Source organism: Pseudomonas sp. 44 R 15, assembly GCF_900004965.1.
GTDB classification, from domain to species: Bacteria; Pseudomonadota; Gammaproteobacteria; order Pseudomonadales; family Pseudomonadaceae; genus Aquipseudomonas; species Aquipseudomonas orientalis_A.
In genome coordinates, this window is sequence record NZ_CVTU01000064.1 from 1 (window position 1) to 13,300 (window position 13,300).

General features: G+C 62.9%; 12 protein-coding genes. 6 read left to right on the plus strand and 6 right to left on the minus strand.

Features of this window, described 5'->3' with window-relative positions:
• Positions 1 to 190 precede the first annotated feature (190 nt).
• The 4 genes from BFP93_RS07275 to BFP93_RS07290 are packed head-to-tail and all read right to left on the minus strand — an operon-like array spanning position 191 to position 4,951.
• On the minus strand, positions 191 to 1,051 hold the full coding sequence (locus BFP93_RS07275; RefSeq protein ID WP_065892600.1) for an efflux RND transporter periplasmic adaptor subunit: 861 nt from the start codon (positions 1,049 to 1,051) through the stop codon (positions 191 to 193).
• Between the two features lie 10 nt (positions 1,052 to 1,061).
• Positions 1,062 to 1,262, minus strand: a complete 201-nt coding sequence (locus tag BFP93_RS07280) for a DUF1656 domain-containing protein (RefSeq protein WP_057724643.1) — start codon at positions 1,260 to 1,262, stop codon at positions 1,062 to 1,064.
• Positions 1,252 to 3,429 carry an FUSC family protein gene (locus tag BFP93_RS07285; RefSeq protein ID WP_065892601.1) on the minus strand — a complete coding sequence of 726 codons (2,178 nt, stop codon included), beginning with the start codon at positions 3,427 to 3,429 and terminating at the stop codon, positions 1,252 to 1,254. Before BFP93_RS07285 ends, BFP93_RS07280 begins: the two co-directional genes overlap by 11 nt.
• Before the next feature lie 10 nt (positions 3,430 to 3,439).
• Positions 3,440 to 4,951, minus strand: a complete 1,512-nt coding sequence (locus tag BFP93_RS07290) for an efflux transporter outer membrane subunit (RefSeq protein ID WP_065892602.1) — start codon at positions 4,949 to 4,951, stop codon at positions 3,440 to 3,442.
• A gap of 230 nt (positions 4,952 to 5,181) precedes the next feature.
• Here BFP93_RS07290 and BFP93_RS07295 point away from each other — a divergent pair, with 230 nt between their 5' ends.
• The 6 genes from BFP93_RS07295 to BFP93_RS07320 all read left to right on the plus strand — a co-directional run bounded on the left by BFP93_RS07295 (position 5,182) and on the right by BFP93_RS07320 (position 11,985).
• Entirely contained in the window at positions 5,182 to 7,377 is a 2,196-nt protein-coding gene (locus tag BFP93_RS07295) for a hypothetical protein (protein WP_065892603.1), read from the plus strand.
• 74 nt (positions 7,378 to 7,451) lie between these two features.
• Positions 7,452 to 8,420 carry a LysR family transcriptional regulator gene (locus tag BFP93_RS07300; protein WP_057724639.1) on the plus strand — a complete coding sequence of 323 codons (969 nt, stop codon included), beginning with the start codon at positions 7,452 to 7,454 and terminating at the stop codon, positions 8,418 to 8,420.
• A 175-nt stretch (positions 8,421 to 8,595) separates the two neighbouring features.
• A complete protein-coding gene (locus tag BFP93_RS07305; protein WP_065892604.1) occupies positions 8,596 to 9,570 on the plus strand; it encodes a 2-hydroxyacid dehydrogenase in 975 nt (324 codons plus the stop codon).
• 173 nt (positions 9,571 to 9,743) lie between these two features.
• Positions 9,744 to 10,646, plus strand: a complete 903-nt coding sequence (locus BFP93_RS07310) for a chemotaxis protein CheV (RefSeq protein ID WP_065885840.1) — start codon at positions 9,744 to 9,746, stop codon at positions 10,644 to 10,646.
• A 3-nt stretch (positions 10,647 to 10,649) separates the two neighbouring features.
• Positions 10,650 to 11,132 carry a GNAT family N-acetyltransferase gene (locus BFP93_RS07315; protein ID WP_065892605.1) on the plus strand — a complete coding sequence of 161 codons (483 nt, stop codon included), beginning with the start codon at positions 10,650 to 10,652 and terminating at the stop codon, positions 11,130 to 11,132.
• A gap of 109 nt (positions 11,133 to 11,241) precedes the next feature.
• Positions 11,242 to 11,985, plus strand: coding sequence for a YkgJ family cysteine cluster protein (locus BFP93_RS07320; RefSeq protein ID WP_065892606.1), 744 nt, complete (start codon positions 11,242 to 11,244; stop codon positions 11,983 to 11,985).
• Here the strand turns inward: BFP93_RS07320 and BFP93_RS07325 are convergent.
• Positions 11,963 to 12,772 carry a transporter substrate-binding domain-containing protein gene (locus BFP93_RS07325; RefSeq protein ID WP_065892607.1) on the minus strand — a complete coding sequence of 270 codons (810 nt, stop codon included), beginning with the start codon at positions 12,770 to 12,772 and terminating at the stop codon, positions 11,963 to 11,965. The genes BFP93_RS07320 and BFP93_RS07325 overlap by 23 nt on opposite strands.
• Positions 12,773 to 12,936: 164 nt before the next feature.
• Positions 12,937 to 13,152: a hypothetical protein gene (locus BFP93_RS07330; RefSeq protein ID WP_065892608.1), complete on the minus strand. Its 216-nt coding sequence runs from the start codon at positions 13,150 to 13,152 to the stop codon at positions 12,937 to 12,939.
• Positions 13,153 to 13,300: the final 148 nt, after the last annotated feature.

The window sequence follows — 13,300 nt, forward strand, 5'->3', positions numbered from 1 at the left end:
TGCGCTTTTCAAAAGTGAGCCGCCGTCAGGGCGGAACCCTAAGCAGCCGTTACCGCAGAAACGGATATGTACTCGATCTGATCCAACATCCTGGCCAGCCCAGAGGCCGCCATCGTGGGCAAGCCCCCTCCCACAGGGTCCCGCGTGGTACCTAAAAGTTGTGTAGATACTCACGCCCCTCCCACATTTTTCAGTTTTGTGTTGGGTTTACGATGACTGTGCAGGTAATCCCCGCCGCCAACAACACGCCTTCGGGCACTTCATCAATATGAATCCGCACCGGCACACGCTGGGCCAAACGCACCCAGTTGAACGTCGGGTTCACATCGGCAATCAGCTCGCGGCTCTCGGGGTTGTCGCGGTCGTAGATGCCGCGCGAGATGCTTTCCACATGGCCCTTGAGCGTCTCGCCGCTCATCAATTGCATATCGGCTTTATCTCCGACTTTCACATGGGGCAGCTTGGTTTCCTCAAAGAAGCCATAGACCCAGAACGAGTTCATATCCACCACGGCCATTTTCGCTTCGCCGATGCGCGCATAGTCGCCGCGATGCACATTGAGGTTGGTGACATAACCGTCGACAGCCGCCACGACGTGGGTGCGTTTCAAGTTCAGTTCAGCGGCTTCCAGTTGCGCCAGCGCATGCTGGTAATCGGCCAGGGCCGCATCGGCGATGTTGCTGGCGTCGTCGCGGTTTTCCCGGGAGATCACCAGGGCATCCAGGTCGGCGCGGCGGTGGGCATTGAGCTTGCGCATTTCCCAGGTGGCTTTGCGTGAAGCCACCAGCGACTGCGCCTGCTTGACCGCGATGCGGTAGTGCTCGGGGTCGATCTGCATCAGCAGGTCGCCTTTCTTCACCCACTGGTTATCGCGTACCGGCACGTCCACCACCTCGCCCGTCACATCGGCCGCGACGTTGATGATGTCTGCGCGCACGCGGCCGTCGCGGGTCCACGGGGTTTGCATGTAGTGCACCCACAACGTGCGGCCAATCCAGATCGCCAACGCCAGCACCAGCAGGGTTGCGAGCAGGCTGAAAAATTTTTTCATCGGGGCATTCTCAACGGTAGACGCTCAGCGCCAGGGCGCCGAACAGGCAAACGAACAGGCTCAGGCGCAGCAACGCCGGGTGCCAGAAAAACCGGTACAGGTCGAACCCGGCCAGGAAGCGGTCCAGGGCCCAGGCCAGGACGGCCGCGACCAGGAACATCAGGGTCATGGTCGGCATGTAAAGGCCGTGGAAGGCGATTTCACGAGGCATTTGCAGATCCTTTCAGCGCCGCCAACGGCGATTGCGGGTCCATCAATGAGGTGCGGATAAAGTGCAGGTAGCTTTTCACCCGGCGCAGGGCCGAAGTGTCGAAGTGCGGGGCGAACGGTTCGTCGGTGGCCTGCACGCGGCTGAGCGCATGGTCGACGGCGATCAAGCCGCGCTCCAGGTTGCTGGCGCTGGGTTGCAGGAACAGCCGCACCAGCGAGCGCCCCATGACGCGGATGGCCTGGCGCCACGGCTGGGATTGCGCGTATGCCGGATGCACCGGCAGGATCGCCTGTTCCTTGCGCAACTCGATGATCGCGTGACCGACCTCCAGCACCACGAACATCCAGCGCAGCAGGTCGCGCTGCACCTGCGGCTGGCCGGCGGCGAGGCCATAGGCCTGGTGCAGCAGGTCACGGGTGCGGCTTTCAAAGCTCGACGCCAGGCCCTTGAGCTTGCCGCTGATCGCGTACACCACTTGCTCGCGCAGGTCCTGCTCCAGGCGCTGCCACAGCCAGCGGCTGTTGGGCGGCAGGATGATCGCCCCGGCTGCCGCGCACACCAGCATGCCGATGACCATGGCGATGTAGTCGTTGATAAAGAGGTAGGGGTTATAGACCGTCAGGTTATCCGGCACCGAGCCGGTGCTGAAGAAGATCAGCAAGCCCACGCCGACCCCGGCGTACTGCGGGCGGGAGGCAAGGAAGGCGCCGAAGATGATCACCGGCGCGAGCATCACGCACAGCAGCGGGAAGCCATCGATCAAGGGAAACACGAAGAACATTTCGACAAAGCCCACCAGCGCACCGATCAAGGTGCCGCAGGCCATCTGGAAGGCCATGCGCTTGGGGTTGGGCGTCGCAGCGGACAGGCCGACCGTGGCGGCTGCGATCAGGGTCATGGTTGCCCCACTGGGCCAGGCAGTGGCCACCCAGTAGCTGCCGAGCACGATCAGGATGAACGAGGCGCGTAGACCGGCGGCGGCGCAGGCCAGCCAGTTGGTTTTCGGCGTATAGACCTCGTTCCAGTCTTCCCGTGCGTGACGGTGATCGGCCAGGGACGCGTGGGTTTGCGCATAGTTGTGCAGGTCGTCGACAAAGCGGTACAGCAGCTCGTAGGCGGTATGAAAGTCCAGTTGCTCGGCTTCGGTGGGATTGCCTTCCTGGAAGGTCGCGCGCAGGTTGCGCACCTTGGCGGGCAGGCTGTCCCGGTAGGCGCTGAGCACGTTGACCAGGCGCGCAGCGTCGGGGCTGGTCAGGGCGCGCGCGGAAAAACCGTCGAGCACTTCGGCCAGGTCCTGCAGGCCGGGCTTGATCGCCGCCGCCACATGGTCGGCGGCGTCGGCGCGCAGTCGCGCCAGCAACTGATGCAAGGCGTTGAAGCGTGTGGTGATGCCCATGAACTCGCTGTTGAGGCGACTGAGCCGACCGTTGCGCCGGCGCATATGCGGGTCTTCGAACACGGTGACGCTGCGCAGGCCCTCCAGACCAACCGCTTCGGCGATAAAGCGCACGTTGGCGCTTTCAAAGGCTTCACGCTGGCTGCGTCCGCGCAGGCCGTCGGTGACAAACAGCGCGAACACCCCGAAACGTTGATAGAGCGCATTGCGCATCGCGGCGCTGGAGGTCTGCGGCAGGATCGCGGCGCTGACCAGCGTCGAGCAGAGAATCCCCAGGGAGATTTCCAACACCCGCCACACCGCCGCCATAAAGGCGCCGTCCGGGTGGGCCAGGGCCGGCAAACCGACCATCGCCGCCGTGTAGCCGGCGAGCACAAACCCGTAGGCGCGAAAATTGCGATTACGCGTGGCGCCGGCGGTGCAGATGCCCACCCAGATGGCCAGGGCGCCGAGGAACAGTTCGGTGTTCTGCGCAAACAATGCGATCAGCAGCACCATCACCGCAGACCCCGCCAGCGTGCCGAGGAAGCGGTAAAAGCTCTTGGCAAACACCTGGCCGCTCTGCGGTTGCATCACGATAAACACCGTGATCATTGCGGTGCGCGGCTGCGGCAGTTCCAGGCGCATCGCCAGCCACAGGGTGAGGAATGCGGCGAGCAGCACCTTGAAGATATACACCCAGGTCACGCCATCGCTGCGTGCCCAGTCGAAAAAACCACGGCGCCACTCAAGGGAGTGCAGCCAGCGCAGTGGTGCAGGCAAGGGAGTCATCGCCATCTACTCAGTGATCGAACACGGCCAGCGCCGCCGGAGTCTTGCTGGGGAGGGTTTTGTCATTACGCGGTACATCGTCGCCGGCACCCAGGCCACCGCCCAGGGCGGTCACCAGTTCGGCGTGGGCGCTCAGGCGCGCGGCCTGTACCTGTTGCTCCAACTGCTGCCGGCGAAACAGCAGGGTCTGGGCGTTCAGCACAGTGAGGTAGTCAGTCAGGCCGCGTTGGTAGGCGATGGTGGCGATGTCGTAGGTTTTCTGCGCCGACGCCACCGATTGCGCGGCAAACGACGCCTGCTTATCCATCGACTCGCGGCGGATCAACTGGTCACTGATGCCCTTGAGCGCATTGACCAGGGTCTGGTTGTAGTGCGCCACGGCGCTGTCATAACCGGCGCTGGCTTCACCCAGCTCGGCACGCAGACGCCCACCGTCGAAGATCGGCAGGGTGATTGCCGGGCCGACGTTGTAGTTGAATTTCTTGCCCGCGAGAAACGCCAGCATGCCGCCACCGGTGGCCATGTAACCGAGGCTGCCGACCAGGTCGACGTTGGGATAGAAGCCCGCGTGGGCGACATCGATACCCCGCGCCTGGGCCGCCACCTGCCAGCGACTGGCGACGACATCCGGGCGCTGGCCGAGCAACTGTGCGGGCAAGGTCGAGGGCAGCCTCAACGCAGCGGCAAGCGACAGGCTCGGGCGTCGCAACTGCGCGCCCTCCCCCGGCCCTTTGCCGGCCAACGCCGCCAGCTGGTTGCGGCTCAGGGCGATTTGCTCATCCAGCGCGTCCAACTGCCGGTGGGTTTCCGGCAGCGGGGTCTGGGCCTGGCTGACGTCCAGGTGCGTGCCGATCCCGGCGCTCAGGCGCTTGTTGGCCAGGTCCAGGATCTGCTCCTGCTGGGCCAGGGTGGCCGCGACGATATCGCGTTCGGCGTAGTGCAAGGACAACTGGATATAGGCGCGCACCACGTTGTTCTGCAGCTCGAGCTGGGCCTGGCGCGCCTGGGCGACGCGCATGTGGGCGAGGTCGACGGCACGCTCGCTGGCATCGCGCTCGCGCCCCCACAGGTCAAGGGCGTAGCTCAACCCCAGGGACGCGTTGTTGTCCCATGTGTTCGCACCGCTCAACTCACCGGGGCCATAGAACTGATCCTTCGGCCAGTTGTGGCGCTTGAGGGTGGTGTCGCTGTTGATCTGCAGGGACTCTGCCGATTCGGCCACTCCGGCCAGCGCCCGCGCTTCACGCACCCGTGCGGCGGCCATGGCCATACTGGGGCTGTCTTGCGTGGCGAGTTCAACCCAATGGTTGAGCTGTGCATCGCCGTAGGCTCGCCACCATTGCGCGGTGGGCCAATGGGCGTCGCTGGCGGCGCTCTGGATCGCTTCGTCGGTGGCCAGATGATTGGCGTCCAAGGCCTGGCCCTGGGGGCCGATGCCAGAGGTTCCGATGCAGCCGCTTATTGCTAACGATAAGGCCCAAACACTGAGAGTCTTCAGCTCTCTGCTGATGCGACGCGGCACGGCTTGCGAATTCCTGAGGTGGTTGACGCGGGGAAAGTGGCGCAATTCTAGGGGGCACGACCGGGAACGATAAGCGGGCATTCCTGTGAATCTTTATTACCGTTCCGACGATAATCCAGGCGGGGCCTGCACGGTTCAGACGGTTTTCCAGAGACCCAAGAACTCCTCCTACATCGCCCGGCATTACCAGCCTTCACAATCCTGAGCCCGTCCGGCCTCAGGAACATCCGATGCTTCGCGTCCCCAGCCCAGTGTCGACTCAGCCGCCCCTGTATGACACCGCCGCAGTGCTGCAAAGGCAGCTGCATATGCAGCCGGGGCCTGCAAGCCCCGGCACGCTGCCGCTGCAAAGAGATGTGCGCTGGATCGCCGACCACATCGTGCAACAGCTGGAACCGCTTGGCGGCGATCAACGCCACCGGCTCGCCATCGAGGCGCTTCACCAGCGACTGTGCAACAGCCAACAGCGGCTGGAACTGTCGGTCGATGAGCTACCGGTTTTCTACGCCTTCTTCAAAAAGGCCGAACACCTGCTCAAGCAACATCGCACCCGCCGAGACCCGGATATCGAGGCGGACTACACACTGTGCCGCGCCCTGAAGTGGCAGTTTCGCGCAGCGATCAGCGACGGCCGGCATCAACGCCTGACGCAACGGTTACTGACGTCGCTGGCCTACGTGCGCAAGGGTGGAGAACGCAGCAACCATCGTCATATCGGCATCGACTACCCATTGGAGTCAACGCGCCAGCTCAGTGCAGGCCCGCACCTGGCCATCGACTCGCACCTGCACACCGGCCCGGACCAGCGGGTGCACAGCACCCGTGTGATCGCCCTGCAAGGCAAACTCAAGTCCACGCTGACGGAACTGAGTGAGGGCCGGTCTGAGCAGCAACTCAGCCTGGGGCATGTGATGTCCCGCACGTATGCCAGCCTGGAGCATTACGCCGACAGCCGCAGCGGCTCGCTACGCACGTCGCTGAGCGAAAGCATCGGGCGTACGCTCGGGCAATTGCGCGAGCTGGTGAGCGACCATCGCCACCTGCATCGACACCGGGCCTATTCGGCGCTGAGCCAGCCCTACGTTCGCCAGGCACTGGAGCGTGCAGGCCTGGCCGCAGTGGAATTACCCGTCCTGCACCATGCCTCGGCGCCGATCATCCGCGAAAAAGGCATCGCACTGACTGTACACAGTAAGGTGGCGATGGATTTTTTCAGCGTATTGAACGTGAATTCCACCCTGACGCTGACCCTGCAACGCACCCGCCTGAGCAAAGTGCTGGATATCCTCGGCCTGCACGACATGGCGCCGGCCCTGGCGCTGCAACACATGGCCGGCTCCAAACGCCAGGATGACGACGCAGTGACGCTGCTCAATGCGATGAACACCCACGTGGCCGACAGCAGCCGGCGGTTCACCCTGCGGGCCAGTGCGCGCCTGCCGGCATCCGCATTGAACCGCTGCCTGAGCGCAGACCACCGACACGCCTGCGCGCTGCTGGAACGCTATGTGCGGCTCAAGGCCAACTCGCGTATCGATCCCGAGCAGGACAACGCCATTCGGGCCCTGATCGATCAACATCGCGTATTGCTTCGACCCGATTCGTTGAAGGTGTACACGCTCACAGCCCCCTCCCGGACGCTGAGCGGCTCGTCCGGCATCACGGCGTCGTCACAGGCAGGCAGCGGCAAAGGGGTGACGATTGAAATCAGCCACCGCAAACGGGATGACCCGCATCTGAGCGGCGATTACCTGACGATCGACATTGCCCCGCTCAAACCAGCCGATGCGCTGAAAAAAAGCCTGCGCCAGGCGTTGTCGGCGATTGGCGAGCAGACCTTCGAGTGGGACCACCTGATCCGCTCGATCAGCGAATCACTGCTCAACCCCGCCAAGCCGTCGCACACTCAGGTGCTGGTTAAAATCAAGCACGGGGAGCCGGTGGTGCTGCTCACCCGTCATACGCTGAGCAAGGCGCGTGACCTGACGCTGCCGCATCCGGCCGAGCAGCACAGCGGCCTTGACCTGCAGTCCCTGCGCACCCGGCAGACCTTGCGCCAGGAGCACGTGGGCGACCAATCCCTGGACCATCTGTTGCCAATAGCCCGAAACTGCCTGCAATCGCTCGGCCAACCAACCGCCTGGGACGCTTACCTGCAGCAGCACGCCGATGACATTCAGGCACTGCTCGACAGGATCGGCGAGCAACACCCTGGCACGGTGCTGAGTAGCGAACTCGACGCGCTCAAGCGCATCAGTCCGGCGCTCGCCTCGGCGGTTGAACGATTGACCCGGCAGGCGCGCACCGCCACTGCGGCCCCCACGCTTGAAAACCGCAGCAGGGCGCTCGCGGCGTTCAATCAGATGCTAGCCGCCTACCTGCCGCACTATGAGGCAAAAGTCAGTGAGGCCTGGACGCTGTCCTGAAGCGCCAGGCCGAGCGGATACACACCTGTGCGCTACTTCATGTCACAATTTGCCATCTCCCTTGAGAACACCCCATGGACACCCTGCAAAACATGCGCGCGTTCAGTTGTGTTGCAGAGGCCGGCAGCTTCACCGCCGCCGCCGCGCAACTGGACACCACCACCGCCAACGTCTCGCGCGCGGTCTCAAACCTTGAGGCCCACCTGCAAACCCGCTTGCTCAACCGCACCACCCGCCGCATTGCGTTGACCGAGGCGGGCAAACGCTATCTGCTGCGCTGTGAGCAGATCCTCGCCTACGTCGAGGAAGCCGAAGCAGAAGCCAGCGACGCCCATGCGCGCCCCGCCGGGCAATTGAAAGTGCACACCATGACCGGTATCGGCCAGCATTTCGTGATCGACGCCATCGCCCGCTACCGCCGCACCCACCCCGATGTGACCTTCGACCTGACCCTGGCCAACCGCGTGCCGGACTTGCTCGATGAGGGCTACGACGTGTCCATCGTCCTGGCCAGCGAACTGCCGGATTCGGGTTTCGTCTCGCAACGCCTGGGCATCACCTACAGCATCGCCTGCGCCTCGCCGGAGTACGTCAAGGCCAAGGGCTGCGCACAACGGCCCCAGGATTTGCTCAACCATGCCTGCCTGCGCCTGGTCAGTCCGGTGATCCAACTGGACAAATGGACCTTCAACGGCCCGGAAGGCCAGGAAAGCGTCGCGATCAACACCTCGCCGTTCCTGGTGAATTCGGCCGATGCGATGAAAACCGCCATCACCAGCGGCATGGGCGTCGGCCTGCTGCCGGTGTACGCCGCCATCGAAGGGCTGCGCAACGGCACGCTGGTGCGCGTGATGCCGACCTACCGTTCCCAGGAGTTGAACCTGTACGCCATCTACCCGTCGCGCCAATACCTGGATGCGAAGATCAAGACCTGGGTGGAATACCTGCGCGGTTCGCTGCCGGAAATCCTCGCGGCGCACCAGGCGGAGCTGGTGGCGTATGAGTTGAGCGGTGGTTTGGGTGGCGTGCGGATGGCGAACTGACAACCTATGTAGGAGCGAGCTTGCTCGCGAAAAACCTGAGGGCACCGCATTCAATCTGGATGAACGCGTTATCGTTGACGTTTTTCGCGAGCAAGCTCGCTCCTACAGGTTTTGTGATGAGGGGATAAATGTTAGCGTGCCAGGCATTCTTTCGTCGTCGATGAGCCCGCCAGCCATGAAAAAGACTGTCCTCGCCTTCAGCCGTGTCACGCCGCAGATGATCGAGCGCCTGCAACAGGATTTCGAGGTGATCGCGCCCAATCCGAAGCTGGGCGACATCAACGCGCAATTCAACGAAGCCCTGCCCCATGCCCATGGCTTGATCGGTGTGGGCCGCAAGCTGGGCCGCGAACAGCTTGAAGGCGCGCGCCAGCTGGAGGTGGTGTCCAGCGTGTCGGTGGGCTACGACAACTACGATGTCGCGTACTTCAATGAGCGCGGGATCATGCTCACCAATACCCCTGACGTACTCACCGAAAGCACCGCCGACCTGGCCTTCGCACTGTTGATGAGCAGCGCGCGCCGCGTGGCCGAGCTGGATGCCTGGACCAAGGCCGGCCAGTGGAAAGCCAGCGTTGGCGCACCATTGTTCGGCTGCGATGTGCACGGCAAGACCCTGGGCATCGTCGGCATGGGCAATATCGGCGCAGCCGTGGCCCGGCGTGGGCGCCTGGGCTTCAATATGCCGATCCTGTACAGCGGCAACAGCCGCAAGAGCGCGCTGGAACAGGAACTGGGCGCACAGTTTCGCAGCCTCGATCAATTGCTGGCCGAGGCGGATTTCGTCTGCCTGGTGGTGCCCTTGAGCGACAAGACCCGTCACCTGATCAGTCGCCGGGAGCTGGCGCTGATGAAGCCCGGTGCCATCCTGATCAACATTTCCCGTGGCCCGGTGGTGGACGAGCCGGCGCTGATCGAAGCCCTGCAAACCCAGCGCATTCGTGGCGCCGGGCTGGATGTGTATGAAAAGGAACCGCTGACCGAGTCGCCACTGTTCCAACTGAGCAATGCGGTGACCCTGCCGCACATTGGTTCGGCCACCGGCGAAACCCGCGAAGCCATGGCCAACCGCGCGCTGGACAACCTGCGCAGCGCCTTGCTCGGACAGCGCCCCCAGGACCTGGTGAACCCGCAGGTGTGGAAGGGCTGACACCCCCCACTGTAGGAGCGAGCTTGCTCGCGAAAAACCTGAGAACGCCGCGTTAAACCAGATTCGCTGCGTTATCGTTGACGTTCTTCGCGAGCAAGCTCGCTCCTACAGTTTTCGGGGTCAGGGCCGATAACGGTGTATAGATCGTCATCCCTGATCCCCAGAAGGTTTTTATGTCCACCACCAAAGCCCGCGCAGACTCACTCTCGCTTCTGCTCTTTACCTTGCGCAGCGGCAAGCTGATGGCGATCAACCTGCTGAAAGTCAGCGAAATCATCCCCTGCCCGCCGCTGACCAAACTGCCGGAGTCGCACCCCCACGTCAAAGGCATTGCCACATTGCGCGGTAACTCGTTGGCCGTGATCGACCTGAGCCGCGCCCTGGGCGAGATGCCGTTGCTGGACCCGAACGGCGGCTGCCTGATCGTCACCGATGTCAGCCGCTCCAAGCAGGGCTTGCATGTGCAGGCGGTGAGCAAGATCGTGCATTGCCTGACCACCGATATCCGTCCACCGCCCTATGGCTCCGGCGGCAATCGCGCATTCATTACCGGGGTCACCCAGGTGGAAGGTGGCCTGGTGCAAGTGCTGGATATCGAAAAAGTCATCCATGGCATCGCCCCGGCGCCGATCGAAGTCGCGCCCACCGACCTGACCATGGAAGAAGCCGAAGTCCTCGGCAACGCGCGCATTCTGGTGGTCGATGACAGCCAAGTGGCGCTGCAGCAATCGGTGCACACCTTGCGTAACCTCGGCCTGACCTGTCACACCGCGCGCAGCGCCAAGGAAGCCATCGATGTGCTGCTGGAGCTGCAAGGCACCGGCGAGCAGATCAATGTGGTGGTGTCGGACATCGAAATGTCCGAGATGGACGGTTATGCCCTCACCCGCACTTTGCGCGAAACCCCGGACTTCCAGCATCTCTACATATTGCTGCACACCTCCCTGGACAGCGCGATGAACAGTGAGAAAGCGCGCCTGGCCGGTGCCGATGCGGTGCTGACCAAGTTTTCCTCCCCTGAGCTGACCAAGTGCCTGGTCGTCGCTGCGCAAACCGTGGCGCAAAAGGGTTTGTAAGCCTTGGCGGAGTATTTCCAGCTGCTGCGTCGCGATCTTACCGGTAGCCTGCCCGCCCCGCAGTGGCCGACCGGTACGCAACTGGATCACTACCGCGATGAATTGGCCCCGGCCATTCACGCGGTATTGCGCATGACCCAGGATCAGGGCGGTGGCCGTGTGGTGAGCCTTGAGCCGTGGCGCCGGCAATTCGTCACCGATGCCGAGTTCGACCCCAGGCTGTGCCTGGTGGCCAGCAATGCCGATGGCATGCTCGGCGTGGCCGTCTGCTGGACCAGCGCCTTTATCAAGAACCTCTCGGTCCATCCCTGCGCGCAAGGCCAGGGGCTGGGCAGGGCGTTGCTGCTGCATGCCTTCCACGTGTTCAAGCAGCGTGGCGAACCTTACGTGGATCTCAAGGTGCTGGAGCGTAATCTGCGCGCGCGGCAATTGTATGAAAGCGCAGGCATGGGCCTGGTCCTGCGCGACCTGGTTGCCGAGGACTGAGGTTCACTGGCGCATAACTTGCTTCCAGATAGGCCAAGCGGTGAACAGAGGTCAAAACCCGTCACCGCTCACGCTTGCCTTCTGACCTTGCCTGGTGACAGATCCCGCCATGAACACTCACTTTTCCTGCGTAGGTTGCGGCAAATGCTGCTCCGATCACCACGTCCCCCTGACCCTCGAAGAGGCCCGTCACTGGGCGGCGGACGGCGGTAACGTGATCGTGCTGGTCGAGGGTTTTCTGGCCAGCGGCCTGGGCTTGCCCCAGCAGCAACGTGAACATGCCGAGCGCCGTTCAGTGGTGGTCCCCAGCGGCAATACCGAGGCCTTCGTGGCAATCACCTTCGCCGCGTACAACGCCGGGCGCTGCCGGAATCTTGACGAAGACAATCGCTGCAGCATCTACGAACGACGCCCGCTGGTGTGCCGGATCTATCCGATGGAGATCAATCCGCATATCCCGTTGAACCCGAGCGCCAAGGATTGCCCACCGGAGTCCTGGGAACAGGGCCCGGCGTTGATCGTTGGTGGTGAGTTGATGGACGCTGAACTGGCTGAACTGATCCGTCGTTCGCGCCAGGCCGACCGTGACGATGTGCAGACCAAGGAGTCCGTGTGCGCCTTGCTGGGCATTCGTACCGCGGCGCTCAAGGGCGACGGGTTCACCGCGTACCTCCCGGATATGCAGGCGTTCGCCCAGGCCATTGACGCGGCGACTGCCCAGCCGGCGCCGGCCAATCAGTGGGTGTTTCATGTGTCCGGCATGGACATTGCCGAACAACTGCTGGACGCCGGCGCGCAGATTGCCACCGAGGTGCCGGCCAATTACGCGTTTATCCCGTTGCGGGCGGCCTGAGCGTCGCTGGATCAATAGGGGTTGTGTCGAGGCGGTAGGGCTGGAGAATGCGCTGGTATTCGCCGTTTTGCTTGAGTTGCTCCAGGGCGCGGTTGAGCTCGGTACGCAGGACGGTATCGGTCTTGCGTAAGGCAATCGCGACACTGCTGCCCAACAGCTTGGATAACACCGGGGAGCCCATGAAAGCGAAATCCATACCTTCGGGCTTGTCGAGCAGGGCTTCGCGGATTTCCACCGCGCCCTGCAGGGTGGCATCGATCTCGCCCGCGAGGAGGCTGCCCACCAGTTGGTCATTGAGCCAGAAACTCTTGATGTACACGCCCGAAGGCGCCCAGCGTGACAGGGCAAAGGCTTCCCGGTTGCTCCTTAACAGAACCCCGACACGCTTGCCCTTGAGTGACTGCCTGTCCGGGCTCAAGCCTGAATCCCTGTGTGCCACCAGGCGCGTGGTGATCGGGTAAAGATCATCGCTGAAATTGACCCATTGCTGTCGGCTCGAGGTCGGCGCCATCCCCATGATCGCGTCAAATTGCCGGGCGTCGAGGGCGGGAAAATTTTCCATGACGACCTGGTCGACCCAGGTGCACTGCACATTGAGCTGCACGCACAAGGCGTTCCCCAATTCGATATTGAGCCCCACCAATTGCCCTTGCGGGTTGCGGCTTTGAAAAGGCGGGAAATGCGCCGCGACGGCGAAGCGGATTTCGCGTCGCGGCGGCTCGACGGCGACCACCGCCGCCACCGACAGCAGGAGGGCAAGCGCCACACAAAGGTGTATCAGGGCCACGGGAAACGTCCTTTTCCAGAGAGAGCGGCATCGCCATGTCCCGATACAGCTGATCAGGGCATGGCGATGCTGGGCAAGCTTTCAAGAAACGGTTGCGGACCTACAAGCAGAAATATCAACGCGAGTTGTAGGCAAATGCCTATACGAACTTACAGGCGCTACTCTCAACGTTTACCCATTGAACGGCGTGTACCCGGCGGCGCCATACCGGGTGTCTTGGTATGGCCGTTCCTGGCGCCACCTTTGTACCAAGGCTGGCCGGCCTGCTTGGCCCCGGCCAGTTCTCCCGGTTTGAAGGGAAACTTGAACGCCGGGATTTCGGCTTTTTCAACGCCGTCGGCGTCGACCGCTTCAACGGGGGGTTGGATCGGGGAAGTCATGGGTGCTCCGAGGTGCGCAAAAGATAAAGCGGGCCGGACAAGCGGGCCACACTGGCACGCAGTATACCTGCGCGTTCCAGATCTTTATGCGTTGGCGTACGAATGGTCGCCGCTTAACTGACAGCGCTGTCAGACAGCCGTCACTGTG

Coding starts and splice junctions, on each gene's coding strand:
- BFP93_RS07300 (WP_057724639.1), top strand. CDS start 7,452: ATGGACACCCTGCAAAACATGCGCGCGTTCAGTTGTGTTGCAGAGGCC.
- BFP93_RS07285 (WP_065892601.1), bottom strand. CDS start 3,429: ATGACTCCCTTGCCTGCACCACTGCGCTGGCTGCACTCCCTTGAGTGG.
- BFP93_RS07280 (WP_057724643.1), bottom strand. CDS start 1,262: ATGCCTCGTGAAATCGCCTTCCACGGCCTTTACATGCCGACCATGACC.
- BFP93_RS07295 (WP_065892603.1), top strand. CDS start 5,182: ATGCTTCGCGTCCCCAGCCCAGTGTCGACTCAGCCGCCCCTGTATGAC.
- BFP93_RS07320 (WP_065892606.1), top strand. CDS start 11,242: ATGAACACTCACTTTTCCTGCGTAGGTTGCGGCAAATGCTGCTCCGAT.
- BFP93_RS07275 (WP_065892600.1), bottom strand. CDS start 1,051: ATGAAAAAATTTTTCAGCCTGCTCGCAACCCTGCTGGTGCTGGCGTTG.
- BFP93_RS07310 (WP_065885840.1), top strand. CDS start 9,744: ATGTCCACCACCAAAGCCCGCGCAGACTCACTCTCGCTTCTGCTCTTT.
- BFP93_RS07330 (WP_065892608.1), bottom strand. CDS start 13,152: ATGACTTCCCCGATCCAACCCCCCGTTGAAGCGGTCGACGCCGACGGC.
- BFP93_RS07305 (WP_065892604.1), top strand. CDS start 8,596: ATGAAAAAGACTGTCCTCGCCTTCAGCCGTGTCACGCCGCAGATGATC.